Here is a 25,430-nt window from a genome sequence, read left to right as displayed (position 1 = left end):
GCCCCCTCTTGCGGCAACCAGCCATTTTAGCCGGTCTTGGGCCTTATTTGCTTGCCGGCACCGCCACCCACTGGGTCTGCTCCCCCCGGCGCACCAGCAGGCCGACCGCGCGGCCCTTGTCCAGCTTGCCGACCAGCTCGGCGAACTGCTTGGCGCCGGTGACGTCGGTGTCGTTCAGGGCCAACACAATGTCGCCTTCCTGCAGGCCGGCCTTGGCCGCGGCGCCTTCGGCGACCTTGACCTGCACGCCGCCCTTGATGCGCAGCTTCTTCTGCACGTCGGCGGGCACGTCGATCACACCCAGGCCCAGCGCGTTGGTGACTTCCGGCGCCGGCGGCGCGCCCTTCTTGCCCGGAGCGGCCTTGTCGACCGGAATCTCGCCGACCTTGACCGACAGGGTCATCTTCTTGCCCTTGCGCCACACTTCCATGTCGGCGCGCGTGCCCGGCTTGGTCTCGCCGACGATGCGCGGCAGGTCGGACCAGCGCTTGATCGGTTCCTTGTTGAAGGTCAGGATCACGTCGCCCGGCTGCACGCCTGCCTGCTCGGCGGGACCGTCGGCCTCGACGCTGCTGACCAGCGCGCCCTCGGCCTTGGGCAGGCCGATGGCCTCGGCCACGTCCTTGCCGACTTCGCCGATCTGCACGCCGACGCGTCCGCGCGTGACCTTGCCGGTGGCGCGCAGCTGGTCGACCACCCGCATCGCTTCGTCGATCGGGATGGCCAGCGAGATGCCCATGAAGCCGCCGCTGCGCGAGATGATCTGGGAGTTGATGCCCACCACCTCGCCCGCCAGGTTGATCAGCGGGCCGCCCGAGTTGCCCGGGTTGACCGCCACGTCCGTCTGGATGAAAGGCAGGTATTCGCCGGTATCGCGGCCGATGGCGCTGACGATGCCCGAAGTCACGGTGGAATCCAGGCCGAACGGCGAACCGATCGCCAGCACCCACTGGCCTTTCTTCAGCTTCTTGGGATCGCCGATCACCAGCGGCGTCATGTCCTTGGCCTCGATCTTGATCAGCGCCACGTCCGTGCGCTCGTCGGTGCCGATGACCTTGGCCTTGAATTCGCGGCCGTCGGTCAGGGTGACGTAGATGTCGGTTGCATCGCTGACCACATGGTTGTTGGTCATGATGTAGCCGTCATCGGAAATGAAGAAGCCCGAGCCCACGCCGCGCGGCACGGTGCGCTCCTCGGGCTGCTGCGGCTGCGGACGCTGGCGCGGATTGGGCGACTGCTGGCCCGGCGGCTGGAAGTCCGGACCGAAGAACCAGCGGAACAGTTCCGCCGGATCGTTGCCACCCGGGCCCACGCCGCGGATCGGCACGGTGGCGGTGGTGCGGATGTTGACGACCGCCGGGTCGGCCTTTTCGATGATGCTGGTGAAGTCAGGCAACGCCACCGTCGGGGTCGGCGTAGCGGCCGCGGGGGTCTGCGCCTGCGAGACGGGCGCGAACGCGGCCGACATCATGAGCCCCGCCGTCGCGGCCGCCAGGAAGCGGCGCAGGCTGGGGTTCGACACCATCATTGCTTTCATAGATTGCTCCGAAATCACTTCTTGCCGCAGAGGCCGCTCGTCACTTGGCGCCGGCCGCCGGAGCGTTCGCCACGGGTACGTATTCAGTCGATTGCGCCAATTGTTCCAGCGTCGCCACGGGCACTTCGCCCACGGCAGTCAGCCAGAAATCGGCGATGCGCGTGCCATAGACAGTAATCGATCCGCGCTGTGCCGCGCCAGGGGGCGGATGATGACCGCGCTGGCTGTCGTACGGCTCGATGAAGACCGAGATGGCCGCCAGGCCGTCGGACAGCACCATCTGGTTGACCGTCGCGCCGCGCCCCATCGAGCGCGCCACCTGCATCACCACGGAAAAGCCCTTGGGCGCCGGAATGCGCCAGCCGAGCGCCCCCAGGTCGACCGGCTTCATGGAGGGTTCGAGCACCTTCCAGTCGCGCGTGTTCCAGCGCGACGTCAGCGACTGCGGATCGACCTCGGCCCCCAGGCGCAACGACGTGAACGACACCTGTTCGACCACCCCGCGGGCGGCGTTGAGGGTCTGGGCCTTCAGCAGCAGATTGGTCTCGACATCAGCACAGAGCCGATAGCCATAACGCAACTTGTCCAGCGGTTCGATAGTGATCAGCCGGCACTCGCGCCCGGCGACGCGGTGCAGGGCCGACTCGGTGCGGATCTTGTAGTGTTCGGTCAGGTTGGCCGGATCGCCCAGCAACAGACCGGGGAAGCGGTCGCCGCGCCGGCGTTCGAGCAGCACGGTCTTGCGCTCGGGGATCAGGCACTGCACGTCTTCGTTGTGGCGCAGGTATTCGCGCGGCTGGCCGTCGAGGATCTCGAGGCGCTCGCGCTCGCCGGTGCCATCCAGGACGTGCACCAGGCGCGACGACTGGATCATCTCGCCCTGCTGGTACATGAAGACGCCTGCGTAGTCCTGCTTGCGCGCCGCTTGTTGGATGCGCGAGAGCAACTGGACCACGTCATCGCCCTGCTGGGCGGGCGCGGTATCTGCGGCGCGCGCGGGATCGTGCGCGGCCAGGAATGCGGTCAGGAGCGTAGCGGCGAACCAGCCGGCGCGGTGGGCCTGCCATGCGGCAGCCCGTCCCAGCACCGGCCAACGGGTCGGAAGCACCAGGGCCATCAGCGCCCCGCCCCGACGTCGAAGGACACCTGACGCACCGCGCTGGGACCCGCCATCTGGCGATGGGCCTCCAGGTAGTCGCTCAGGCCCGACGTGTCGGCGCCGCCGCTGACGCTGGCGTCGGCCAGCACGCGGGTCTCGGTGCCGGGCGAGCCGCCCGCCAGGTACGGCTGGGCCACCCAGGCCACCGTGGCGACCGCCGCCGCCACCGCCAGGCCCGACAGACCCAGGCGCAGCGGGGAGCGACGCCGGGGCGCGGCCACGATCGGCAGTTCGGCATCCAGCGCGCGCGACAGGCGGGCATGGAAGTTGGCGCTGGGCGTCAGCGCCAGATCGGTGTTGCGCAGGGCATCGCCGATCAGATGATAGGTATCCCAGGTCTGTCGCCCTTCGCGGGTCAACAGGCCAGGGAGAATATCGTCGGTTTCTTCCCCGTCCATCCAGGCGGAAACAGATTCCTCCCAGGCGGCTTCGGAAGCAACGACGGACTTGGCTGCTGTAGTCTGCATGACTGCCACTCCTTACCAGCGACGCTCGGCATCGGTGCCAAGCAATGGGCGCAACTTGGTCGCAATGGCTTCCCGCGCACGGAAAATGCGGGAGCGCACCGTACCAATGGGGCAGTCCATGCTCTGGGCGATGTCTTCGTAACTCATACCTTCGATTTCACGCAGGACGATTGCGGTGCGCAATTCCTCGGGCAATTCCTCGATGGCCGCGTTCACCGTCTCGGCGATTTCGCGGCTGGCGACCATGGATTCCGGCGTGCTTATATCGGTTAGGTTGTCGGTTTCGTTAAAAGTTTCACCGTCTTCCGTTTCTATCGCATTGGGCGCGCTCGGCCGCCTGCCCTGGGAGGCGAGCCAATTTCGGGCCGTATTGATGGCGATACGATACAACCAGGTATAGAACGCGCTCTCTCCCCGGAACTGGGGCAAGGCCCGGTAGGCCTTGATGAACGCTTCCTGGGCCACGTCCTCGATCTCGGCGGGGTCGCGGATCATGCGCGCCAGCAGACGCAGGATCTTGCGCTGATACTTGAGCACCAGCAGATCGAACGCCTTCTTGTCGCCCCGCTGGACGCGCGCGACAAGCTCGGCGTCGACTTCGCGCTCGCTCATGTGGCCTCCCGCAGGCCGACCGCCTTGGACACGCGCCGCGCCGCGCCAGCCAGCAGGCACAGGCGCCGCCAGCAGTCGGGTCGCAACGTCCGTTGCCAGACGGTGAAAGTTACATGGTGGTCGTTAAAGGCCGTACTCCCGGAGGACAAGGGCTGCAGGGTAAGCGTGAGCCACGCCGGGCCGCGTCGCTGGTCAAGCAGCGCCGCGTCCCGCCAGCCGCCCGGCAGGCGCACCTGCCAGTGGCCGGCGCCCGCCGCCGTGCGCAATGCCGATACCGGGGACGGGCTGTGGCGGCTCAAGTGTAACAGCCCCGCAGCCACGGGGAGCGCAACCGCCGCGGCCAGCGCGGCCCAGGCCGAGCCGAGCCAGGCGGCCACGATCACGGCACTGGCCGCGGCCGCGGCCAGTCCCAGGGCGGACAGCGCCGCGACGCCGCGCGGCCGCAGGACAGGCACGCGAAACGTCCAGCGCCCCTTGCCCGGGCCTTCCAAATCAGATCCGGCGAACGGCCATCGAGCCGTTGGTGCCGCCGAAACCGAACGAGTTGGACAGGCCGACATCGATCTTCATCTGCCGCGCCTCGTTGGCGCAGTAGTCCAGGTCGCATTCGGGATCCTGGTTGAAGATGTTGATGGTCGGAGGCGAGACCTGGTTGTAGACCGCCAGTGTCGTGAACACGGCCTCGATGCCGCCGGCGGCGCCCAGCAGGTGGCCGGTCATGGACTTGGTCGAGTTCACCACCAGCTTCTTGGCGTGGTCGCCGAAAGCCAGCTTGAGCGCGTCGGTCTCGTTCTTGTCGCCCAGCGGCGTCGAAGTGCCGTGCGCGTTGACGTACTGGACGTCTTCCAGGTTCAGCCCGCCGTTGCGCAGCGCGTTCAGGACGCCGCGACGCGGGCCGTCCTTGTCCGGCGCGGTGATGTGATGCGCATCGGAGCTCATGCCGTAGCCGGCGAACTCGCCATAGATGCGCGCGCCGCGCTTCTTGGCGTGTTCGTATTCTTCCAGCACCAGCACGCCGGCGCCCTCGCCCAGCACGAAACCGTCGCGGTCGCGGTCCCAGGGACGCGAAGCCGTTTGAGGATCATCGTTGCGGGTCGACAGCGCGCGCATCGCGGCGAAGCCGCCGATGCCCAGCGGCGACACGGTCGATTCGGCGCCACCGGCCACCATGACGTCGGCATCGCCGTACTCGATCAGGCGGGCCGCATCGCCGATGCAGTGCAGGCCCGTGGTGCAGGCCGACACGATGGCGTAGCTGGGACCCTTCATGCCGTAGGCGATGGACAGGTGACCGGAGATCAGGTTGATCAGCGAACCCGGCACGAAGAACGGCGAGATGCGTCGCGGACCCTTGGCCATGTATTCGACCTGGGTTTCCTCGATGCGCGGCAGGCCGCCGATGCCCGAGCCGACGATCACGCCGATGCGTTCGGCGTTGGCTTCGGTGACTTCCAGGCCGCTGTCGCGCCAGGCCTGCATCCCGGCAGCCAGGCCGTAATGGATGAAGGTATCCATCTGGCGGGCTTCCTTGGCCGAGATATAGGCGCTGATATCGAAGTCCTTGACTTCGCCGGCGATGTGCGTGGTGATGGCCGAGGGATCGAAACGGGTGATGCGGCTGATGCCAGAACGTCCGTTGACGATATTGTCCCAAGCGGTGGTCAGGTCGTTGCCGACAGGCGACACGATACCAAGGCCAGTGATGACGACTCGTCGCTTCACGGATGACTCCTCAAACAGACAAAAGAAAGGCGGTTTTCGGGATGCACTGCGCGTGCGGCACACGCAACAGCGGGACGGGCATCAATGCCCTTCCCGCGCGTGGACCACACGGCAAATTCCTGAAACCGCCCCGGTTCCCGGTTGGCGCCGAAATCGAGTTCGGGGCAACCGGAAGGATATAGGCTGAGCTTACTGCTTACCGTTCGAATTGATGTAATCAATCGCTTGTTGCACGGTCGTGATCTTTTCGGCCTCTTCGTCGGGGATCTCGGTCTCGAATTCGTCTTCGAGCGCCATGACCAGTTCGACCATGTCGAGCGAATCGGCACCGAGGTCGTCAAGGAAGGAGGATTCGTTCTTGATCTCGGCTTCGTTCACGCCAAGTTGTTCAGCGACGATCTTCTTGACGCGCTGTTCGATGCTTTCCATGCAGATCTCCAAATGGGAAAAATCCCGCGAATTATAGCCAAGCGCAGAGTACTGCAAACGCCAGGCCGTGACAAAAATAACACCGCACACCTTGATCTGTCGCCATCGGGGCGCAGGAGTGCCGATATGCGGCGTTTCCGGATGAACCGCGCGGTGCCGCGCCGGTTGCCCGGCGGCGGCGCGGCGGCCTGGGCCGCCCACGCGATTCGTGACTTATTGCATGTACATCCCGCCGTTGACGTGCAGGGTGGTGCCGGTAATGTAACCCGCCTGCGGCCCGGACAAAAAGGCCACCGCATGGGCGATATCCGCCGGGGAACCCAGGCGGCCCAGCGGAATCTGCTGCAGCAGCGCCGCGGTCTGGTTCTCGCCCAGGGCGCGCGTCATGTCGGTATCGATGAAGCCCGGGGCCACGCAATTGACGGTGATGTTGCGGCTGCCCAGTTCGCGCGCCAACGCCCGCGACATGCCGGCAACGCCGGCCTTGGCGGCGGCGTAGTTGGCCTGACCGGGATTGCCGCTCGACCCCACCACGGAGGTGACGTTGATGATGCGTCCCCAGCGAGCCTTCATCATGTTGCGCAGCACTGCGCGCGACAGACGGAAGACCGAAGCCAGATTGGTGTCGATGACCGCCGACCAGTCGTCGTCTTTCATGCGCATTGCCAGCGTATCGCGGGTGATGCCTGCATTATTGACGAGGATGTGCGGACCTCCGCCCTCCTTGCCGAGCGCATCGATCAAGGCGTCACAGGCTTCGGCGTTGGTCACGTCCAGCACCACGCCGCGACCGCCAAACGGGGCCAGCGCCTCGGTGATGGCGGCGGCGCCCGACTCGGACGTGGCGGTGCCTACGACCACCGCGCCGCGCGCGGCCAGTTCCTGCGCAATGGCACGGCCGATGCCACGCGTCGCGCCCGTCACCAGGGCAATCTTGCCCTGCAATTCGATCGAGGTGTTTTCCATGGTCTTAGTTTCCGTTGACCGCGGCCAGCGCGGCTTCGAGGGAAGCCGGATCCGTGATGGCCAGGCCGGTGAGTTCGGGGTCGATACGCTTGGTCAGGCCGGTCAGCACCTTGCCGGGACCGCATTCGATGACGTGGGTCACGCCCTGCGCCTTCATCGCGCGCAGCGTTTCCACCCAGCGCACAGGATGCCATGCCTGACGCACCAGCGCATCCCGGATTGCCCCGGGCTCGGTCGGGGCGGCGACGTCGACGTTGTTGATGACCGGCACCTGCGGCGCCGACACCGTCACCGCCGACAAGGCGCCGGCCAGCACATCGGCGGCGGGCTTGAGCAGACTCGAATGGAACGGCGCGGACACCGGCAGCAGCAGCGCGCGCTTGGCGCCAGCGGCCTTGGCCAGTTCGCAGGCGCGCTCGACGGCGCCCTTGTGGCCGGCGATCACGACCTGGGCCGGCGCGTTGAAATTCACGGCCTCGACCACTTCGCCCTGGGCCGCCGAGGCGCAGGCAGCGCGCACGGCGTCATCATCCAGGCCGAGGATGGCGGCCATGGCGCCGGTGCCGACGGGCACCGCGGCTTGCATGGCATCGGCGCGCACGCGCACCAGGCGCACGGCGTCTTCGAGCGCCAGCGAGCCGGCGGCCGTCAGCGCGGCGTATTCGCCCAGGCTGTGGCCCGCGACGACGTCGGGATTGCGGCCGCCCGCCGCGCGCCAGGCCGCGAAGAACGCGGCACCGGCCGTCAGCATGGCGGGCTGCGTGTTGGTGGTCAGGTTGAGCTGTTCGGTGGGACCTTGCGCGATCAGGGCGCCGAGATCCTGGCCCAGCGCCTGGGAGGCGCGCGCCACGGTATCGGTAACGGCGGCGACATCGGACCAGGCATCCAGCATGCCGACCGCCTGGGAACCCTGGCCGGGAAAGACAAAAGCGATTTTCATGTTTGACCGTGTGGATTGATTCTGAGTCTGTGGAATGTCGGACTTGCCAGCCAGGCGGGCGCGCCGTGGCGCGCCCCGGCCGATCCCGTCCTTACATGCGGGCCAGCACCGAACCCCAGGTGAACCCACCGCCCACGCCCTGCATCAGCACCAGCTGGCCGGGCTTGACGCGGCCATCGCGACGCGCCGCATCCAGCGCCAGCGGCACACTGGCGGCCGAGGTATTGGCATGGCTGTCGACGGTAATGACGACCTTCTCGACCGGCACGGCAAGCTTGCGCGCCAGGAAATTCAGGATGCGGACGTTGGCCTGGTGCGGAATCAGCCAGTCGACGTCGCCGATCTCGACGCCAGCTTCCGCGCAGGTGTCGCGAGCGGAGCGGTCCAGCACCGTGACGGCCTGCTTGAACACCGCCTGGCCATCCATGCGCAGGAACGGGTCGCCCGTGACGTCGCCGTAGGCCACGTTGCCGGCGGCGCTGAGGATCTTCATCTGGCTGCCATCGGCATGCAGCTGCGCGGCCAGGATACCGGGCTTGTCAGAAGCCTTCAGCACCACCGCGCCAGCGCCGTCGCCGAACAGCACGCAAGTGCTGCGGTCATTCCAGTCGAGGATGCGCGAGAACACTTCCGCGCCGATCACCAGCGCGCAACGGGCGCGGCCAGCGCGGATGAAGCTGTCCGCGGTGCTCAGCGCGTAGACGAAACCACTGCACACGGCCTGCACGTCGAAGGCGGCGGAGCCCTTGGCGCCCAGGTTGGCCTGCACCAGGCAGGCGGTGCTGGGAAAAACGAAATCGGGCGTGGACGTGGCCAGCACGATCAGGTCGATCTCGGAGGCATCGACCCCGGCGTCGGCCAGCGCGCGGCGCGCGGCCTCGGTGGCCAGCTGGCTGGTGGTCACGCCGCGTTCGGCCAGGTGGCGCTGGCGGATGCCCGTGCGCTCGACGATCCATTCGTCGGACGTGGCGATGTCGCGCGTCGCCAGTTCCGCCGCCAGGGCGTCATTCGAAACCACGCGTTCCGGCAGGAAGCTGCCGGTGCCCGCGATCACGGAATATTTCATTGCGGTATCCATCAAGCGGTGTCCCCAGCCGCGCCCGATTCAAGCGCCGAAGCACCCGAGGCCGACTGCACGCGCTGGTTGATCTGCGCCACCGTCTGTGCGGTGCGCTCCAGCAGTTTACTCACGACGGCCTCGCGCGCCCGCTGCAGGGCGAAACCGAAGGCATAGGCATCGGCCGAGCCGTGGCTCTTGATGACCACGCCGCGCAGGCCCAGCAGCGCCGCGCCGTTGTAGCGGCGATTGTCGACGCGGTTGCGCAGCCGGTTGAGCACCGGCTTGGCCAGTGCGCCCACCAGCAGCGTGATCAGGTTGCGTTTGAATTCTTCGCGGATGACGCTGGACAACATCTTGGCCAGGCCTTCCACGGATTTGAGCACGACATTGCCGACGAACCCGTCGCAGACGACGACGTCGACCGTGCCCTTGAAAATGTCATTGCCTTCGACGTTGCCGTAGAAGTTCAGGGGACTGGCGCGCAGGAGCTCGGCGGCTTCCTTGACGACCTCGTTGCCCTTGATGACCTCTTCGCCAATGTTGAGCAGCCCCACCGTGGGACTGTCGCGATGGTCCACCGCCTGCGACAGCGCGGCGCCCATGATGGCGAATTGCAGAAGGTGCTCGGCCGAACAGTCCACATTCGCGCCCAGGTCCAGCACCGTGGTGGCGCGGCCCGTCTGGTTCGGAATGGACGTGGCGATCGCCGGGCGGTCGATACCATCCAGCGTCTTGAGCACATAGCGTGAAATGGCCATCCAGGCGCCGGTGTTGCCCGCGGAAACGCAGGCGTCGGCGCGCCCGTCCTTGACGGACTGGGCGGCCAGGCGCATGGAGGAGTCTTTTTTACGGCGCAGGGCGACCTCGACCGGGTCGTCCATGGTGACGACTTCGGAAGCCGCCACGATCTCGAAACGATCACGCTCGACGCCGCGATGCTCGGAGAGCGCCGCTTCGATGGCGTCGGGAAGCCCGACCAGCAATAGCCGGGTATCCGGGAATTGCCGGGCGAACTCGATCGCAGCCGGAATCGTGACGGGCAGACCGAAGTCTCCGCCCATACAGTCTATGGCGATGCGTATCACGGGTGCCAGGTATCAGCGCTCAGCCGAATTGGTCCGAGTACGAGTTCGGCCCGGGGGCCTTATTCGTCGGCCTTGGTCTTCAGGACCTTGCGGCCACGGTAGAAGCCGTTGGGGCTGATGTGGTGACGCAGGTGCGTTTCGCCCGTGGTGGGTTCGATCGCGGTCGACGGATTCACCAGAAAATCGTGCGAGCGGTGCATACCGCGCTTGGACGGGGACTTCTTGTTTTGTTGAACGGCCATGATGACTCCTAGAAACGGGGCGCATTGTACGCGATGCGGCCCGATGTTGATCTCAATCTTTGTGCTTCAGTTGTTCCAGCACCGCAAACGGCGACGGACGCTTGACAACAGGCTCTTGGGAAGCCTCGCTGTCCTTGGCCTGCGCGCCCGGGCATACATCATGCTTGGGCACATACGGAACGCTCAGAATGAGCTCATCCTCGATCTGGGCCAACAGATCGAAGTGATGCGAACCCACCACCTTTTCAGGCTGGTTGGACACAAAACCTTTTCCTGCGTTTCCTGCTTCCTCGCCGTCCCCATCCTCGTCGTCGAAACCCGCGGCGTGACCGCCGAAGGCAAAGCCGTCGTCGAGGTCGGCTTCGGACTTGACCAGTTGCAGCAGGACCTCGCTGTCCACCGGATAGGCGAACGGCTCATTGCACCGCTGGCACACCACGACCGGATTCGCCCGCACATGAATGTGCAGGAGCGGCTGACCTTGCAGCAGCCCGGCCTTGCCCATCTCGCCGCGCACGGACCACGTCACGAGGCCGGCCTCACCCGTCGGTTGCTCGGGAAGCCCGTCAACCGCGCGCGTCAACCGCACAAGAGGAATGGTGCCTTGCGCTTCCTTGCCCGAATGGGCGAATGCGAATGCGTCGATGGGCTTGATGATCTGTCCTTGCAATTTCGCGGCCCGCGCCTGGCCAGCTTGCACCCTCCCCGAACCGCAAAAGGGGTTTGCTGCCCTGCAAAAATGCCGCAACACGTTAGATAATACTGTGACTTACGTCCCAGCGTCAAATATCGAATGCCCTCACAACCCAGCCTGATCCTCGCTTCCAGCTCGCGCTACCGCAAAGAACTGCTCAGCCGCCTGCGCCTGCCCTTTACCGCCATTTCGCCGGATGTGGACGAAACGCCACAACTGGGCGAATCCCCCGAAGCGCTGGCGCTGCGCCTGTCGGTCGCCAAGGCCATGGTGGTGGCTTCCGCGCACCCGGGCGGCATCGTGATCGGCTCGGATCAGGTGGCGACCGTGGACGGCCAGCCCATCGGCAAGCCTGGCGACTTTTCGCGCGCCCAGGCGCAATTGCGGGCACTTTCCGGACAGATGGTGGAATTTCACAGCGCGTTGGCGGTCACGGACGGTCAACGGGTGGAAAAAGCCGACATCGTCACGCGCTGCCGCTTCCGACGCCTGTCCGACCGCGCGATCGACGCCTACCTGCGCGCCGAGGAACCCTACGATACCGCAGGCAGCGCCAAGGCGGAAAGCCTGGGCATCGCCCTGATGGAAAGCATCCAGAGCGACGACCCGACCGCCATCATCGGCCTGCCGCTGATCGCCCTGACCGGCATGCTGGCCGGATTCGGGCTGGACCCCCTGGACGCCCCGGGAGCGCCCGCATGAGCGGCGCACTGCACCTGATCCCGGTCGGCTTGGGCGAAGCCGGCCCCGACAGCTGGCTGCCCGTCGACGCGCGCGCGCTGGCCGGCCGCCTGGATACCTACATCGCCGAAAACGCCAAGACGGCGCGCGCCTTCCTCAAGCTGATCGGCACGACCCGGCCACTGCAGGAAATCACCATCCACACGCTCAGCGACAAGACCGACGCCGCCGAGATCGGCGCCTGGCTCGAGCCGGTGCGCCGCGGCGCCGACATCGGCCTGGTGTCCGAAGCCGGCTGCCCGGCGGTCGCCGACCCTGGCGCCAAGGTGGTGGACGCCGCCCACCGGCTGGGCATCACCGTCAAACCCTGGGTCGGCCCCTCCTCCATCCTACTGGGCTTGATGGCCAGCGGCCTGGACGGCCAGCGCTTCGCCTTCCACGGCTACGCGCCGGTGGACGCCGGCGAGCGCGCCAAGCAGCTCAAGGCCTGGGAACAGCACTCCGCCCGGCACAACCAGACGCAACTGCTGATCGAAACCCCCTACCGCAACGCCGCCATGTTCGCGACGCTGCTGGCCAGCCTGAAAGGCGACACCAGGTTGTGCGTGGCCCGCGCGCTGACCACCGCCGACGAATGGATCGCCACCCGCACCATTGCCGACTGGAAAAAGCAGCCCGCCCCGCAGCTGGACAAGATGCCCACCCTGTTCCTGTACCTGGCGCGCTGACCATGATCCGACTTGCCGCAGTACTCCTGGCCCTCGCGGCGCTGGCCGGGTGCGCCCAGCGCGGTCCCGCCGGCCTGAACCTGGACACCTCCATCACCGCCGTCAGCCAGAGCAGCCGCGTGCGCTTCGTGGTCCTGCACTACACCTCGACTGACGACGCGCTGTCGATGAGATTGCTGTCGCAGGGCAAGGTCAGCGCCCACTACCTGATCGACACCCCGGGACGCGCCTACCGCCTGGTGGATGAGACCCGCGCCGCCTGGCATGCCGGCGAAAGCGCCTGGTACGGCCTGAACGCCATGAACAGCACTTCGATCGGCATCGAGATCGTCAACCCGGGCTGGACCGACGGCAATGATGGCAAGCCGCAGTGGCACGCCTATGGCGACCGCCAGATCCGCACACTGACCATCCTGCTGCGCGACATCATCCAGCGCAACGGCATCGCCCCCGAGAACGTGGTGGGCCACAGCGACATCGCACCCCAGCGCAAGGTCGACCCCGGCCCGCTGTTCCCGTGGAAGCAACTGGCGGCGGCCGGCATCGGCCGCTGGTACGACGAAGCCGGCGCCGCCTCGCATCTGGCGCGCCTGCAGGCCCAGGGCACGCCCGACGTCGCCTGGTTCCAGCAGCAGTTGCAACGACTGGGCTACACCGTCCCGCAGAACGGCACGCTGGATCGGGCCACCCTCAATGTGCTGGCGGCGTTCCAGATGCACTACCGCCCCGCCCTGCACGACGGCCAGCCCGACGCCGAGACCGCGGCGATCATGCTGGCCATGCCTTAGCCGGACCGCGCGCCACTCACCCCGCGCGGCGGCGCCACCAGACGACCAGCCGCCAGCCCAGCAGCAACGCCAGCACCGCGGCATACAGGATTGGCTGCGACAGGTCGTTCTTGCCGGCCTTATGCCACCAGTAGTGCAGTATCGCCAGCAGGCCGATCAGATAGATGGCACGGTGCAGTTGCTGCCAGCGCCGGCCCAGCTTGCGCATGGCCCACTGCGTGGAGGTGGCCGCCAGCGCCGTCATCAGCACGAAGGCGGCGAATCCCACCATGATGAAGGGCCGCTCGCCGATGTCCTGCAGCATGGCCGCCGGATCAAGGCCCCGGTCCCACCAGACCCAGGCCATGAAATGCATGGCGCCATAGAAGAACGCGAACAGGCCGCACATGCGGCGCAGCCGCACCAGCGCCGGCTGCCCGGTCAGGCGCCGCAAGGGCGTGATCGCCAGGGTCACGAGCAGGCACACCAGCGTCCAGGTGCCCGACGAGCGCGTCAGGAATTCCACCGGATTGGCGGTCAGGCCGTTATTGAATCCCAGCCAGATCCAGCGCGCGAACGGCGCCAGGCCCAGCAGGAACAACCAGGGCTTGGCGCGCCCGACGGCCCGCGCCGACCACTGCGGCTTGCGCGCCACGGCCGCGCCGGTCCTTTCGGCCACGGGCGGCTTCAATAGTTGGCCTTCAGGTCCATGCCCTGGTAGAGCGACGCGACCTGATCGGCATAACCGTTGAACATCAGGGTCTTGCGCTTAGGCGTGAACAGGCCGTCCTCGCCGATGCGGCGCTCGGTGGCCTGGCTCCAGCGCGGGTGCGGCACCGTGGGATTGACGTTGGCATAGAAGCCGTATTCCTGCGGCGCGGCCTTGATCCACGAGGACACCGGCTGCTTTTCCACCAGGCGGATCTTGACCAGCGACTTGCCCGACTTGAAGCCGTACTTCCAGGGCACGGCCAGCCGCAACGGCGCGCCATTCTGGTTGGGCAGCACCTTGCCGTAGACGCCGAACACCAACATCGCCAGCGGGTGCATGGCCTCGTCGATGCGCAGGCCCTCGACATAGGGCCAATCGAGGATGGCGGCGCGCACGCCCGGCATGTTCTCGCGCTGCACGGCCGTGACGAATTCCACGTACTTGGCATTGCCCGTGGGCTCGACCTGCTTGAGCAGCGCCGATAGCGAATAGCCGACCCAGGGGATCACCATGGACCACCCCTCGACGCAGCGCAGCCGGTACACGCGCTCTTCCATGGGCGCCAGCTTGAGCAGCTCGTCGATGTCGAAGGTGCGCGGCTTGCCGACTTCGCCTTCGACGCTGACCGTCCACGGGCGGGTTCGCAGCTTGCCTGCGTTGGACGCGGGCTCGCCCTTGTCGACACCGAATTCGTAGTAGTTGTTGTAGGACGTGATATCAGCGAAGGAAGTCTGCTTGTCCATGACGCTGAAGGCCGCATTGGGCTGGCCCGCCAGGGTGCCGGCAGCGGCCCCCTGGGCAAAGGCGCCGCGCGCTGCCCAGCCCGGCAACCCCAACCCCGCAGCCGCGACGCCCGCGCGCAGAATCAGGTCGCGGCGTGACCGCCAGACCGCCTCGCTAGTGATATCGGACGGAATGATGTCGTCGGGCTTGCGTATCAGCATGGGATTCTCCTGGAAGGGCCGGCGCGTGGGGACGGCTTTCGACCACCTTGCACAGCGTGTGGACGTTGCGCGCCCCCATGATATTCCGCCGACAGCGGCGGCGCAGATCAGCGATAGACCCAATCGGGCCGCGGGCGTTCCCGCCCGATTGCCCGACCCAGCCCCGCCGGGGACGGCTCAGGCGGCCGCCGCCAGCGTGCGGCCAAGCAGCCATTCGCGCACCCGCGGCACGCTGTCCAGGATGGCCTGCGGGCCACAACCTTCGAGTTCCTTCAGGGTGTGCGCACCGTAGGTGACGCCCAGGCCATGCACGCCGGCATTGGCGGCCATCTGCAGATCATGGGAGGTGTCGCCCACCATCACCACCCGGGCCGGATCGACGTCCAGTTCGGTCATCAGCTCGTGCAGCATGGCCGGATGCGGCTTGCTGAAGGTCTCGTCGGCGGTGCGGGTGGCGTCGAACATCGGCCCCAGGCCGGTCGCCGCCAGGGCGCGGGTCAGGCCGACCCGGCTCTTGCCCGTGGCCACGGCCAGGCGCACGTCGCGCTCGGCCAGCGCCGTCAACAGCTCGGGAATGCCCTCGAACAGACGCAGTTCTGGATCGCGCAGCAGGTAATGGGTTCGGTAGCGCTCCAGGAAACGCGGCAGCATCGCCTGGGTCAGTTGCGGCACGGCGCGGCGCAGCGCGCTTTCCAGCGACAGCCCGATCACCCAGCTGGCGTCGGAGGCCGATGGCACCGGCAGCTCCAGGTCGCGACAGGCACCCTGGATGGCGGCCACGATGCTGTGCGTGGAATCCATGAGGGTTCCATCCCAGTCAAAAACGACCAGCGAATACGACATATCAGACCGACTCCAGTTGTTTCAGTATTTTCCGGCAAGCAGGCGGCAATTCGGCCGTCAGCGTCATCGGTTCGCCCGTCAGCGGATGGTTCAGGGTCAATTGGTGCGCGTGAAGGAACATGCGGCCGAAGCCCATGCGGGAGAACTCGGCGCGCACTTCATCGTGGCCGTATTTGTCGTCGCCGACGATGGGAAAGCCGCTCGCCGCCAGGTGCACGCGGATCTGGTGGGTACGCCCGGTGCGCAGCTCGGCGTCCACCAGGCTGTAGCGGCCAAAGCGCTGCTTGAGCGTAATGATGGTGTGGGCGGTCTGCCCGTCGGGATCGACCTTGACGCGGCGTTCGCCGGACTGGGTGGTCCACTTGGACAACGACAGCTTGATGTGCTGGCGGTCGTTGACCCAGTCGCCCTCGACCAGCGCGTAATAGTGCTTGTCGCTGCGCCCCTCGCGCAACATGGCGTGCAGGGCCAGCAGCGCGCTGCGCTTCTTGGCCACCATCAGCAGACCGGAGGTCTCGCGATCGAGCCGGTGCACCAGTTCCAGAAACTTGGCCTCGGGACGCGCGGCACGCAATTGCTCGATGACGCCGAAGGACACGCCGCTGCCGCCGTGGACGGCCACGCCAGCCGGTTTGTCCACCACCAGCATGGCGTCGTCCTCGAACACCACCGGAAACTCGGCGGCCGGCACCGGCTTGGGCTTGCCCGGGTCGGGCAGGCGCAGCGGCGGAATACGGACCATATCGCCTTCCGCGACCCGATAGTCGACCGAGATACGTCCCTTGTTTACCCGGACCTCGCCGCCGCGGATAGCCTTGTAGATGTGGGTTTTGGGGACACCCTTGCACAGGCGCATCAGGTAATTATCCAGGCGCTGGCCGGCGTGCTCGGCCCCCACTTCCACCATGCGGACGGAGGGGGTGGCCATAGGGGAGGAAGTTTCTTTGCGCATTGCGGAAAGCGACATATAATCGGGACAGCCTTAAGGGGCTGAATCAGCCGCTGGCGTAGAGATGCAACTCAAGTACGCAACTCCGTCGAGCGCGTGGGCCGCCATTGTACTGCCTGCTCATTCAACCCCTGGGTCATTTGGTCGCCGGCGCAACCGCGCCCTGCCGGATAGTGGTGTGGCATTCATCTTGCCCGCTGTCCCAGCAGGTCCGTTGCCTGCCGCAAGCGGCTTGAAGCACTGCAAGAATCGTCGCATATTTAAAGCACCAGCTGCGCGTCGGCAACCAATCCGGCCGCAACTGCCGTTCACAGCACATTTCCGTCAAACCACATTCAGTGAAGCTGACCCTCCTGCTGAAAGAACCCCGTGCCCCACGGCACGACGTGCCCGCCTGACCCGCGGCGGATACGCCTGGGCGCCGCCCAGGTACGGTCCGCATCTTCTTGCCCGCTTCAGCCGCAGCCCGAGTGGCCCGAGGTCACGCGCCGATATCGGCGCGTCATGACAACGGAGAAACCCTCTCATGAAGCGCATGCTGTTCAATGCGACGCACCAGGAAGAATTACGCGTCGCTATCGTCGATGGGCAAAAACTCATCGACCTCGACATCGAGACTGCCGGCCGCGAACAACGCAAAGGCAACATCTACAAAGGTGTCATCACCCGGATCGAACCCGGCCTCGAAGCTTGCTTCGTCAACTACGGCGAAGACCGCCACGGCTTTCTTCCCTTCAAGGAAGTGGCTCGCAGCTTCTTCAAGGAAGGCGTCGACGTCCGCACCGCCCGCATCCAGGACGCCCTGCGCGAAGGCCAGGAACTGATCGTCCAGGTTGAAAAGGAAGAGCGCGGCAACAAGGGCGCCGCCCTGACCACGTTCATCTCGCTGGCCGGCCGCTACCTGGTCCTGATGCCCAACAACCCCCGTGGCGGTGGCGTTTCGCGCCGCGTCGAGGGCGAGGACCGCCAGGAACTGCGCGACACGATGGAGCAGCTCGAACTGCCCCAGGGCATGAGCATCATCGCCCGCACCGCCGGCATCGGCCGCAACGTCGAGGAACTGCAATGGGACTTGTCGTACCTGTTGCAGCTCTGGACCGCCATCGACGGCGCCGCGCGTGACAACTCCGCGCCCATCCTGATCTACCTGGAATCGAGCCTGGTCATCCGCGCCATCCGCGATTACTTCTCGCCCGAGATCGGCGAGATCCTGATCGACACGGACGAAATCGCCGACCAGGCCACCGCGTTCATGAGCGTGGTGATGCCGGACAACGTCCAGCGCGTGAAGCGCTACCGCGACGACATCCCGCTGTTCTCGCGCTTCCAGATCGAACACCAGATCGAAACGGCCTACTCGCGCACGGTCACGCTGCCCTCGGGCGGCGCCATCGTCATCGACCACACCGAAGCGCTGGTGTCCGTGGACGTCAACTCGGCCCGCTCGACCCGCGGCGCCGACATCGAGGAAACCGCCCTGCGGACCAACTCGGAAGCCGCCGACGAAGTGGCCCGCCAGTTGCGCTTGCGCGACCTGGGCGGCCTGATCGTCATCGACTTCATCGACATGGAAGACAGCAAGAACCAGCGCGCCGTCGAACAGCGCCTGCGTGATGCCCTCCATTTCGACCGCGCCCGCGTCCAGATGGGCAAGATCTCGCGCTTCGGCCTGATGGAACTGTCGCGCCAGCGCCTGCGTCCGGCCCTGAACGAAGGCTCGCACATCACCTGCCCGCGCTGCAACGGCACCGGTGTGATCCGCGACGCCGAATCGAGCGCCCTGCACGTCCTGCGCCTGCTGCAGGAAGAAGCCATGAAGGAAAACACCGCGGCGGTCCACGCCCAGGTGCCGGTCGACGTGGCGACCTACCTGCTGAACGAAAAGCGCGCCGACATCACCAAGATGGAAGCCCGCCTGAAGGTCAACCTGGTGCTGATCCCCAACAAGCACCTGGAAACGCCGCACCACCACATCGAGCGCCTGCGCCACGACGATCCGCGCCTGGAAGAAGTGAAGACCAGCTTCGAGCTGGTCGAGGCTCCCGCCACCGACGCCCCCTGGCAGCCGCGCGAAAGCGAGATCAAGGCCCGTCCGGAGGCGCTGGTCAAGGGCATCACGCCTTCGCAGCCGGCTCCCATGTCGACCCCAGCCCCGGCGCCCGCCCCCGCGGCCGCGCCGGCGCAATCGGGCGGCCCCAGCCTGCTCAAGCGCCTGTTCGGCTGGCTGACCGGCAACAGCGAGCCCGCCAAGGCCGCGCCCGCCACCCAGGACGAGACCAGCGCCAAGCGCGCTGCGTCGCCGGCCCGCGGCAAGGGCCGCAGCGGCCACGATGGCCAGGAACGCCGCGGCGAACGCCACGGTTCCGACCGCAACCGCAACCGTCGCGGTGAGTCCCGCGCCGAAGGCGCCGAGGGCAGCGAAGGCGGCCGTCCGCATATCCGTGGCAACCGTCGCCCCGAAGGCGAACGCGGCGAGCGCCAGGAACGCGGCGAGCGCCACAACCGCAACGAGCGCGGCGATCGCGATCAGGCCATGCAAGCCGCGCAAGCCTCCAACCGCCCCGACATCGCGCCGGAAGCCGCTGGCGATGATGCCGGCGCCGGTCGCAACCGCCGTCGCGGCCGTGGCCGCAACCGCCGCGAGGAAGGCCAGGCCGACGCGCCGATGAGCGAGCAGGAAAGCATGGTCGCCGCGCTGGCCCAGTCGGTCGCCACCGCGCTGCCTGAAGCCAAGCAGCCCGCCGAGGCCCAGGCCGAAGCGGCCGAAGCCGTCGAGCAGACCGCCGATGGCGTGCCCGCCGTCGAAGGCGCCGAAGCCGGCGCCGACCCGGAACGCAAGCGCCGCCGCCGCCGCAGTCGCCGCGGCCGCCGCAGCCCGGACGAGGCAGGCGTGGCAGGCAGCGACGAGCAACTGGAAGACGGCGCCGAGGAAGACGCCGGCGAGCCGGCCGAGAACGTGACCGCCGCGCCCGCGCCAGTCGCCGCCCCGGTGACCGCCGTTCCGGCCGAAGTCCCCGCCCCCGCCCCGCAAGCCGAGACGCCGGTACGGCAGGCCGAAGCCGCCCAGGCTGAGACCGCGCCGGCACCGGCCCAGGTCGAACAGGCGCCCGCCGCCGCGCAGGAACCGCAGGCCCAGCAGCCCGTACCGGCCGCGGCCCCCGAGGCGATCACCCCGGTGACCGTCGAACCCGCCAGCCAGGTTTCCGAGCCGGTCGCGCCTGTCGCGGCCCCGGTGGAAGCCGCCGCGGTCGAACCGGTGGTGGAACCTGCCGTGACGGCCGCGCCGGTCGAACCGGAAGCCGCGCCGGCGCCGGCCCCCGTGGCCGCCGCGCCTGTGGCAGCGGCGCCCGCCAGCGCCCAGCCCATCGTGGTGCCGGCGACGGCCCCCTCGGCCAAGGCGCAGGCCCTGCACGAAGTGGTCAACGCCGCCGGCCTGCAGTGGGTGGAAACCGACCCCGAGCGCCACGCGCAGACGCAACTGCGCATCGCCGCCGCGCACACGCCGGCCCGCCTGGGCCGCGAGCGCAAGCCGGTGGCCCCGGTTTCGAACGAACCCCTGGTTCAGGTCGAAACCCGCCACTAAAGGCAAGCCGCGCAAGCAAAAGCCCCCATCGAATGATGGGGGCTTTTTTATTTGCCAGCCGACCACGCCGCCCGGGTATGGCGCCGGAACACGCCGGCGGAACATGGCGCCGGGATAGGGCGCGAACATGGCCGAAAAAAAACCCTCGTCACCGAGGGTTCTTTCGTCAGGCCGGATCGCGCCGCGATCAGAACTGGTACGTGTAGGTCAGCTGCACCGTATCCAGGCCCGGATTCGGGCGCTTGATGCTGGCGTTGGAGAAGTGCGAATAGCGCACGCCGATGCGGTTGTTCGGCGTCAGCAGGAAACCCAGACCGACGTGGTCGCCGAACTGGAAGGCGGTGCTGATGTTCTCGTTGGCGAAGCGGGTGCGCGAGAACACGGTGGCGCCGATACCGGCTTCGAGGTAGAAGCGCTCACCCGCCCACCAGCGGAACATCGGGATGGCGTTCAATTGCCACACATTGCTCGGCGAGCGGTCGCCGTCGGCCCACCAGTAAGACACGCCGAGTTCGGGCGTCAGATCCAGGCGGCCCCAATTGCCGCCGAACTGATAGGTCCACACCGACGGCGTTTCGTAGTTCAGGGTGAAGCGCTGATAGTGGTCGCCCACGCCATAGTGCAGGCTCACGCCGCCCTGCGTACCCTCGGACGACTGGGCGCTGGCGAGGGTCGCGGCGCCGGCGAGGGCCAAACCGACAAGGCGGACAAGCATTTTCTTCTTCGTCGACTGCATTGGGAGCAACTCCGTATTTTGTTGGGATGACATCTCGGCGCAATTCACGAGTGTTATCCAGTACTACAGAACATAGCAAAAACCGGGCCAGAAGGCTCGCAATATGTCGCAATAAGGCAACAAAAATCATGAAAAACACTGTTCCGCCCGACGCACGAAAAATGACGCTGTCAGAGGGCTGAACAAACGGCCATGAAAAAACCGCCGGCACGAATGCGCGGCGGCTTTTTCATCTTAGCCCCCAGTCCGAAGGAGCCGGGGAAACGCGATCAGGCCGCGGTGACGACGTCGGCCGGCTGGTTGGTCAGCAAGGCCAGCAGGCGAGCGATTTCCTCGCGCAGCTGACGGCGGTCGACCACCATGTCGATGGCGCCCTTCTGCAGCAGGAACTCGGCGCGCTGGAAGCCCTCCGGCAGTTTTTCGCGCACGGTCTGTTCGATCACGCGCGGGCCGGCAAAGCCGATCAGGGCCTTGGGCTCGGCGATGACCACGTCGCCCATGAAGGCGAAGCTGGCGGACACGCCGCCCATGGTGGGATCGGTCAGCACACTGATGAACGGCAGGCCCGCGGCCGACAGGCGCGTCAGCATGGCGTTGGTCTTGGCCATCTGCATGAGCGACAGCAGGCTTTCCTGCATGCGCGCGCCGCCCGAAGCGGCGACACAGATGAAGGGCGTCTTGTTGTCCAGCGCGGCCTGGGCGCCGCGAGCGAAGCGCTCGCCGACCACCGAGCCCATGGAGCCGCCCATGAACTCGAATTCAAAGCAGGCCAGCGTCGCCGGCACGCCACGAATCGAGCCGCTGACCACCACCAGCGCATCGGTCTCGCCGGTCTGCTTGACGGCTTCGGCCAGGCGCTCGGGATATTTGCGGGTGTCCTTGAATTTCAGCGAATCGACCGAGCGCGTGCTCTGGCCGATCTCGACGCGGCCTTCCATGTCGAGCAGCGAGTCGATGCGGGCGCGGGCGCCGATGCGCATGTGGTGATCGCACTTGGGGCAGACGTGCAGGTTGGCCGCCAGGTCTTCGCTGTACAGCACCGTTTCGCAAGACGGGCATTTCACCCACAGGCCTTCGGGCACGCGGCGGGCGCCGCTGTCGCTGGTTTTGTTGATGCGAGGCGGCAGGAGTTTTTCGATCCAGCTCATTGTTTGTTCATCCCGTAAGGAAGTCGCGCCAGGCCGCTCAGGCCGACGCGCTCGGTCGTTTTACTTGATCCAGCGCCTGCCGGATGGTGCGCAGCCAGCCGCTGGCGGCGGCGACTGCGGCGTCGGTTTGCTGGGCAGCGGGGGCGTTGGCCACCGCCTGCTCCATGGTTTCAATCAGTTTGCTGCCGATGACGACCGCGTCGGCCACGCGCGCCACGCGCTGCGCGCTGTCGGCGTCGCGGATGCCGAAGCCCACGCCGACCGGGATCTCGCGCACATGGCGGCGGATCACCGCCACGCGCTCGGCCACGTCGTCGGTATTGAGCGAACCGGCTCCCGTCACGCCCTTGAGCGACACATAGTAGACGTAACCGCGCGCCACGGCGGCCACGGCCTGGATACGCGCGTCGGTCGAGGTGGGGGCCAGGAGAAAGATCGGGGCGATGCCATGGCGGCCGAGCGTGCTGGCGAATTCGATCACTTCCTCGGGCGGATAGTCGACCACCAGGACGCCATCCACGCCCGCGGCCTCGGCGCGGCGGGCGAATTCAGCCTGGCCCATGCGTTCGATGGGGTTGGCATAGCCCATCAGCACCACGGGGGTGGCGGTATCGCGCTGGCGGAACTCGGCCACAAGGTCGAGCACGCGGCCCAGGCCCACGCCCTGCGCGATGGCGCGCTCGGCGGCGCGCTGGATCACCGGGCCGTCGGCCATGGGATCGGAGAACGGCACGCCCAGTTCGATGACGTCGGCGCCGGCCTCGACCAGCGCGTGCATCAGGGGAACGGTGGCGGTGGGCGACGGATCGCCGGCCGCGATGTAGGGGATGAGCGCCGCGGCGCGGCCGGATTCGGCGGTGCGCGCGAAGGCGGCGGCAATGCGATCGGAACGGGTTGTCGTCATGTTAGAGCTCGATACCGGCACGTTCGGCGACGGTATGCATGTCCTTGTCGCCGCGGCCCGACAGATTGACCAGGATGACGGCGTCGCGCGGCAGCGTGGCCGCCATCTTCACGGCCTGGGCGATGGCGTGCGAGGACTCCAGCGCCGGCATGATGCCTTCGATGCGGCAGCAATCGTGGAAGGCCTTGAGCGCTTCATCGTCGGTGATGCCGACGTATTCGGCACGGCCGGAGTCCTTGAGCCAGGCATGCTCGGGACCCACGCCGGGGTAGTCCAGCCCGGCCGAGACCGAATGCGTTTCCTGGACCTGGCCGTCGGCGTCCTGCATGACGTAGGTGCGGTTGCCGTGCAGCACGCCCACCTGGCCGGCGGCCAGCGACGCGGCGTGCTTGCCGCTGTCCATGCCCTCGCCGGCGGCTTCGACGCCGATCAGGCGCACGTTCTCGTACGGAATATAGGGGTGGAAGATACCCATGGCGTTGGAACCGCCGCCGACCGCGGCCACGACGTAGTCGGGCTGGCGGCCGATGGCCTCGGGCATCTGCGTCAGGCATTCATTGCCGATGACGGTCTGGAAATCGCGCACCATGCGGGGGTAGGGATCGGGGCCCGCCACCGTGCCGATGATGTAGAAGGTGTTCTCGATGTTGGTGACCCAGTCGCGCATGGCTTCGTTGAGCGCGTCCTTCAGGGTGCGCGAGCCGGAGGTGACCGGCACCACCGTGGCGCCCAGCAGCTTCATGCGGTAGACGTTGGAGGCCTGGCGGCGGACGTCCTCGCTGCCCATGTAGACCACGCATTCCATGCCGTAGCGGGCCGCCACCGTGGCCGTGGCCACGCCGTGCTGGCCGGCGCCGGTTTCGGCGATGACACGCGGCTTGCCCATGCGCTTGGCCAGAAGCGCCTGGCCGATGCAGTTGTTGACCTTGTGCGCGCCGGTGTGGTTCAGGTCTTCGCGCTTGAACCAGATCTGGGCGCCGCCCACCAGCTCGGACCAGCGGCGAGCGTGATAGACCGGGCTGGGACGGCCGACGAAATGCTTGAGTTCGTAGTTGAACTCTTCCAGGAAGGCGGGATCGACACGGTAGCGGTCATAGGCGGCACGCAGCTCGTCGAGCGCGTGCATCAGCGTTTCCGCCACGAAAACACCGCCATAAGGGCCGAAATGGCCCTGGGCATCCGGAAAATCGTAAGGTTTCACCAAGCATCTCCCCCGGTATCACGGCCAGCGTCTGCCGCCCGCAAATCCGGTTTGCAACCCGTCATTTTACCTGACGCCGGTCGCGGACGGGGGCAACGCCCCCCGCTCCCGCACCGGCGTTGCCGGGCCGGGCCTACCCGGCCAGACGCGTCAGAGCGACTGCCCCATGCGGCGCAGGAAGGTCTCGCAGGCGGCGAGCTGGTCGAGCGCGACGAACTCGTTGGGCTTGTGCGCCTGCTCGATGTGGCCGGGGCCGCAGACCACCGTGGGGATGCCGATGCCCTGGAACAGGCCGGCTTCGGTGCCATAGGCGACCTTGCGCGTGGCGCGGTCTTCGGTCAGGGCGCGCACCAGCTGGGTGATGGCGGCCTCTTCGGAGGCCTCCAGGGCGGGCGCGGCGGCGCCGGTCTCGATTTCGATGCTGGCGCCGTCGAATTCGGCCTTCATGCGCGGCAGAAGCTCATCGCGCACGTATTTTTCGACTTCCGCCTGGATCTGGTCGGGTTGCATGCCCGGCAGGTTGCGGAATTCATAGGTGAATTCGCACAGTTCGGGAATGGTGTTGACCGCAATGCCGCCGCGGATCTGGTTGGTGGTCATGGTGGAGAACGGCACGTCGTAGAACTGGTCGTACGGGCCGTTGGCCTTGAAGCTGTCGGCCAGGTCGCGGATGCGGCAGATCAGGCGGGCGGCGTATTCGATGGCGTTGCAGCCGCGCGGAGTCAGCGACGAGTGCGCCGCCTTGCCGTGCACCTTGCAGCGGAACAGGTTGATGCCCTTGTGCGCCACCACCACCTGCATGCCGGTGGGTTCGCCCACCACGCAGCCTTCGGGGCGGATGCCGCGCTCGTGCAGGTCGGCCAGCATGTACGGCGCGCCGGCGCAGCCGACTTCCTCGTCGTAGGAGAACGCCAGGTGGATCGGCTTCTTGCGCGGCATGGCCAGGAATTCCGGCACCAGCGCCAGCGAACCGGCAATGAAGCCCTTCATATCGCAACTGCCGCGGCCGTACAGCAGGCCGTCTTTCTCGATCAGCTGGAACGGGTCGGTGCTCCAATCCTGGCCATCGACCGGCACCACGTCGGTGTGGCCCGACAGGACGATGCCGCCCTGCTGGTTGCCGTCCTGCGCCGGCAGGGTGGCGAACAGGTTGGCCTTGGTGCGTTCGGGATTGTGCGCCAGCCATGCATCCACGCCCTGGCCCTTGAGCCAATCACGGACGGTCTCGATGAGGGCAAGATTGGAATTGCGGCTGGTGGTGTCGAAACCGACCAGCGTCTCCAGCCAGGTGCGCGCGTTCATGTAGCAACTCTCTTGGGTA

26 protein-coding genes are annotated in these 25,430 nt (G+C 67.0%); 4 read left to right on the top strand and 22 right to left on the bottom strand.

Annotated elements, in window-relative coordinates; genetic code table 11:
• Nucleotides 1-43 precede the first annotated feature (43 nt).
• The 13 genes from AruCF_RS04175 to AruCF_RS04115 form a co-directional block, all read right to left on the bottom strand.
• Nucleotides 44-1,537 carry a DegQ family serine endoprotease gene (locus AruCF_RS04175; RefSeq protein WP_049072170.1) on the bottom strand — a complete coding sequence of 498 codons (1,494 nt, stop codon included), beginning with the start codon at nt 1,535-1,537 and terminating at the stop codon, nt 44-46.
• Nucleotides 1,538-1,577: 40 nt separating this feature from the next.
• Nucleotides 1,578-2,654: a MucB/RseB C-terminal domain-containing protein gene (locus tag AruCF_RS04170; RefSeq protein WP_049072168.1), complete on the bottom strand. Its 1,077-nt coding sequence runs from the start codon at nt 2,652-2,654 to the stop codon at nt 1,578-1,580.
• Complete coding sequence (locus AruCF_RS04165; protein ID WP_049072167.1) at nt 2,654-3,163, bottom strand: sigma-E factor negative regulatory protein; 510 nt, start codon at nt 3,161-3,163, stop codon at nt 2,654-2,656. Before AruCF_RS04165 ends, AruCF_RS04170 begins: the two co-directional genes overlap by 1 nt.
• A gap of 12 nt (nt 3,164-3,175) precedes the next feature.
• On the bottom strand, nt 3,176-3,775 hold the full coding sequence (gene rpoE / locus AruCF_RS04160; protein WP_006389292.1) for an RNA polymerase sigma factor RpoE: 600 nt from the start codon (nt 3,773-3,775) through the stop codon (nt 3,176-3,178).
• Nucleotides 3,772-4,266 (bottom strand): hypothetical protein, encoded by a 495-nt coding sequence (locus tag AruCF_RS04155; RefSeq protein WP_049072165.1) that lies wholly within the window; start codon nt 4,264-4,266, stop codon nt 3,772-3,774. The genes rpoE and AruCF_RS04155 overlap by 4 nt, the downstream gene beginning before the upstream one ends.
• 1 nt (nt 4,267) lies before the next feature.
• Nucleotides 4,268-5,497 (bottom strand): beta-ketoacyl-ACP synthase II, encoded by a 1,230-nt coding sequence (fabF, locus tag AruCF_RS04150; RefSeq protein WP_054518829.1) that lies wholly within the window; start codon nt 5,495-5,497, stop codon nt 4,268-4,270.
• 189 nt (nt 5,498-5,686) lie between these two features.
• Nucleotides 5,687-5,926 (bottom strand): acyl carrier protein, encoded by a 240-nt coding sequence (gene acpP, locus AruCF_RS04145; RefSeq protein WP_005012191.1) that lies wholly within the window; start codon nt 5,924-5,926, stop codon nt 5,687-5,689.
• Nucleotides 5,927-6,139: 213 nt separating this feature from the next.
• Nucleotides 6,140-6,892 carry a 3-oxoacyl-ACP reductase FabG gene (gene fabG / locus AruCF_RS04140; RefSeq protein WP_049072164.1) on the bottom strand — a complete coding sequence of 251 codons (753 nt, stop codon included), beginning with the start codon at nt 6,890-6,892 and terminating at the stop codon, nt 6,140-6,142.
• Between the two features lie 4 nt (nt 6,893-6,896).
• The gene (gene fabD / locus AruCF_RS04135) at nt 6,897-7,832 is read right to left on the bottom strand and encodes an ACP S-malonyltransferase (RefSeq protein WP_054419882.1); all 936 of its coding nucleotides are present in this window, start codon (nt 7,830-7,832) and stop codon (nt 6,897-6,899) included.
• Between the two features lie 91 nt (nt 7,833-7,923).
• Nucleotides 7,924-8,910, bottom strand: a complete 987-nt coding sequence (locus tag AruCF_RS04130; protein WP_049072160.1) for a beta-ketoacyl-ACP synthase III — start codon at nt 8,908-8,910, stop codon at nt 7,924-7,926.
• Nucleotides 8,910-9,977: a phosphate acyltransferase PlsX gene (gene plsX / locus AruCF_RS04125; protein WP_049072158.1), complete on the bottom strand. Its 1,068-nt coding sequence runs from the start codon at nt 9,975-9,977 to the stop codon at nt 8,910-8,912. Before plsX ends, AruCF_RS04130 begins: the two co-directional genes overlap by 1 nt.
• Nucleotides 9,978-10,036: 59 nt before the next feature.
• Nucleotides 10,037-10,219, bottom strand: coding sequence for a 50S ribosomal protein L32 (gene rpmF, locus AruCF_RS04120; protein WP_006389284.1), 183 nt, complete (start codon nt 10,217-10,219; stop codon nt 10,037-10,039).
• Between the two features lie 52 nt (nt 10,220-10,271).
• Complete coding sequence (locus AruCF_RS04115; RefSeq protein ID WP_080977338.1) at nt 10,272-10,889, bottom strand: YceD family protein; 618 nt, start codon at nt 10,887-10,889, stop codon at nt 10,272-10,274.
• A gap of 123 nt (nt 10,890-11,012) precedes the next feature.
• On the opposite strand from AruCF_RS04115, the gene AruCF_RS04110 reads away from it, so the two are divergent.
• From AruCF_RS04110 to AruCF_RS04100, 3 genes are read left to right on the top strand one after another with little or no spacing between them, the layout of a single operon-like run.
• Entirely contained in the window at nt 11,013-11,615 is a 603-nt protein-coding gene (locus AruCF_RS04110; protein ID WP_049072154.1) for a Maf-like protein, read from the top strand.
• Nucleotides 11,612-12,322: an SAM-dependent methyltransferase gene (locus tag AruCF_RS04105; protein WP_049072153.1), complete on the top strand. Its 711-nt coding sequence runs from the start codon at nt 11,612-11,614 to the stop codon at nt 12,320-12,322. The genes AruCF_RS04110 and AruCF_RS04105 overlap by 4 nt, the downstream gene beginning before the upstream one ends.
• Entirely contained in the window at nt 12,319-13,110 is a 792-nt protein-coding gene (locus AruCF_RS04100) for an N-acetylmuramoyl-L-alanine amidase (RefSeq protein WP_372363311.1), read from the top strand. Before AruCF_RS04105 ends, AruCF_RS04100 begins: the two co-directional genes overlap by 4 nt.
• 16 nt (nt 13,111-13,126) lie before the next feature.
• Here the strand turns inward: AruCF_RS04100 and msrQ are convergent, their stop codons facing one another.
• The 4 genes from msrQ to AruCF_RS04080 all read right to left on the bottom strand — a co-directional run bounded on the left by msrQ (nt 13,127) and on the right by AruCF_RS04080 (nt 16,555).
• Nucleotides 13,127-13,780, bottom strand: coding sequence for a protein-methionine-sulfoxide reductase heme-binding subunit MsrQ (gene msrQ / locus AruCF_RS04095; protein ID WP_049072150.1), 654 nt, complete (start codon nt 13,778-13,780; stop codon nt 13,127-13,129).
• Complete coding sequence (gene msrP, locus AruCF_RS04090; RefSeq protein ID WP_049072148.1) at nt 13,777-14,745, bottom strand: protein-methionine-sulfoxide reductase catalytic subunit MsrP; 969 nt, start codon at nt 14,743-14,745, stop codon at nt 13,777-13,779. The genes msrQ and msrP overlap by 4 nt, the downstream gene beginning before the upstream one ends.
• Before the next feature lie 177 nt (nt 14,746-14,922).
• Complete coding sequence (locus tag AruCF_RS04085) at nt 14,923-15,588, bottom strand: HAD family hydrolase (RefSeq protein ID WP_049072147.1); 666 nt, start codon at nt 15,586-15,588, stop codon at nt 14,923-14,925.
• 1 nt (nt 15,589) lies between these two features.
• A complete protein-coding gene (locus AruCF_RS04080) occupies nt 15,590-16,555 on the bottom strand; it encodes an RluA family pseudouridine synthase (RefSeq protein WP_100505113.1) in 966 nt (321 codons plus the stop codon).
• 508 nt (nt 16,556-17,063) lie between these two features.
• Here AruCF_RS04080 and AruCF_RS04075 point away from each other — a divergent pair.
• On the top strand, nt 17,064-20,120 hold the full coding sequence (locus AruCF_RS04075; RefSeq protein WP_049072144.1) for an Rne/Rng family ribonuclease: 3,057 nt from the start codon (nt 17,064-17,066) through the stop codon (nt 20,118-20,120).
• A 187-nt stretch (nt 20,121-20,307) separates the two neighbouring features.
• Here the strand turns inward: AruCF_RS04075 and AruCF_RS04070 are convergent, their stop codons facing one another.
• The 5 genes from AruCF_RS04070 to argE all read right to left on the bottom strand — a co-directional run bounded on the left by AruCF_RS04070 (nt 20,308) and on the right by argE (nt 25,411).
• On the bottom strand, nt 20,308-20,856 hold the full coding sequence (locus AruCF_RS04070; protein WP_049072143.1) for an acyloxyacyl hydrolase: 549 nt from the start codon (nt 20,854-20,856) through the stop codon (nt 20,308-20,310).
• A gap of 269 nt (nt 20,857-21,125) precedes the next feature.
• Nucleotides 21,126-22,004 (bottom strand): acetyl-CoA carboxylase, carboxyltransferase subunit beta, encoded by an 879-nt coding sequence (gene accD, locus AruCF_RS04065; RefSeq protein ID WP_049072142.1) that lies wholly within the window; start codon nt 22,002-22,004, stop codon nt 21,126-21,128.
• Between the two features lie 37 nt (nt 22,005-22,041).
• Entirely contained in the window at nt 22,042-22,908 is an 867-nt protein-coding gene (gene trpA, locus AruCF_RS04060; protein ID WP_049072139.1) for a tryptophan synthase subunit alpha, read from the bottom strand.
• Nucleotide 22,909: 1 nt separating this feature from the next.
• Nucleotides 22,910-24,109, bottom strand: a complete 1,200-nt coding sequence (gene trpB, locus AruCF_RS04055) for a tryptophan synthase subunit beta (protein WP_049077531.1) — start codon at nt 24,107-24,109, stop codon at nt 22,910-22,912.
• Nucleotides 24,110-24,259: 150 nt separating this feature from the next.
• Nucleotides 24,260-25,411, bottom strand: a complete 1,152-nt coding sequence (argE, locus tag AruCF_RS04050; RefSeq protein ID WP_049072138.1) for an acetylornithine deacetylase — start codon at nt 25,409-25,411, stop codon at nt 24,260-24,262.
• Between the last annotated feature and the right edge of the window lie 19 nt (nt 25,412-25,430).

Source organism: Achromobacter ruhlandii (assembly GCF_002082135.1).
Classification (GTDB): Bacteria; Pseudomonadota; Gammaproteobacteria; order Burkholderiales; family Burkholderiaceae_B; genus Achromobacter; species Achromobacter ruhlandii.
The sequence above is the reverse complement of the archived record's forward strand: the minus strand, read 5'-3'. Positions and strand labels throughout refer to the sequence as shown.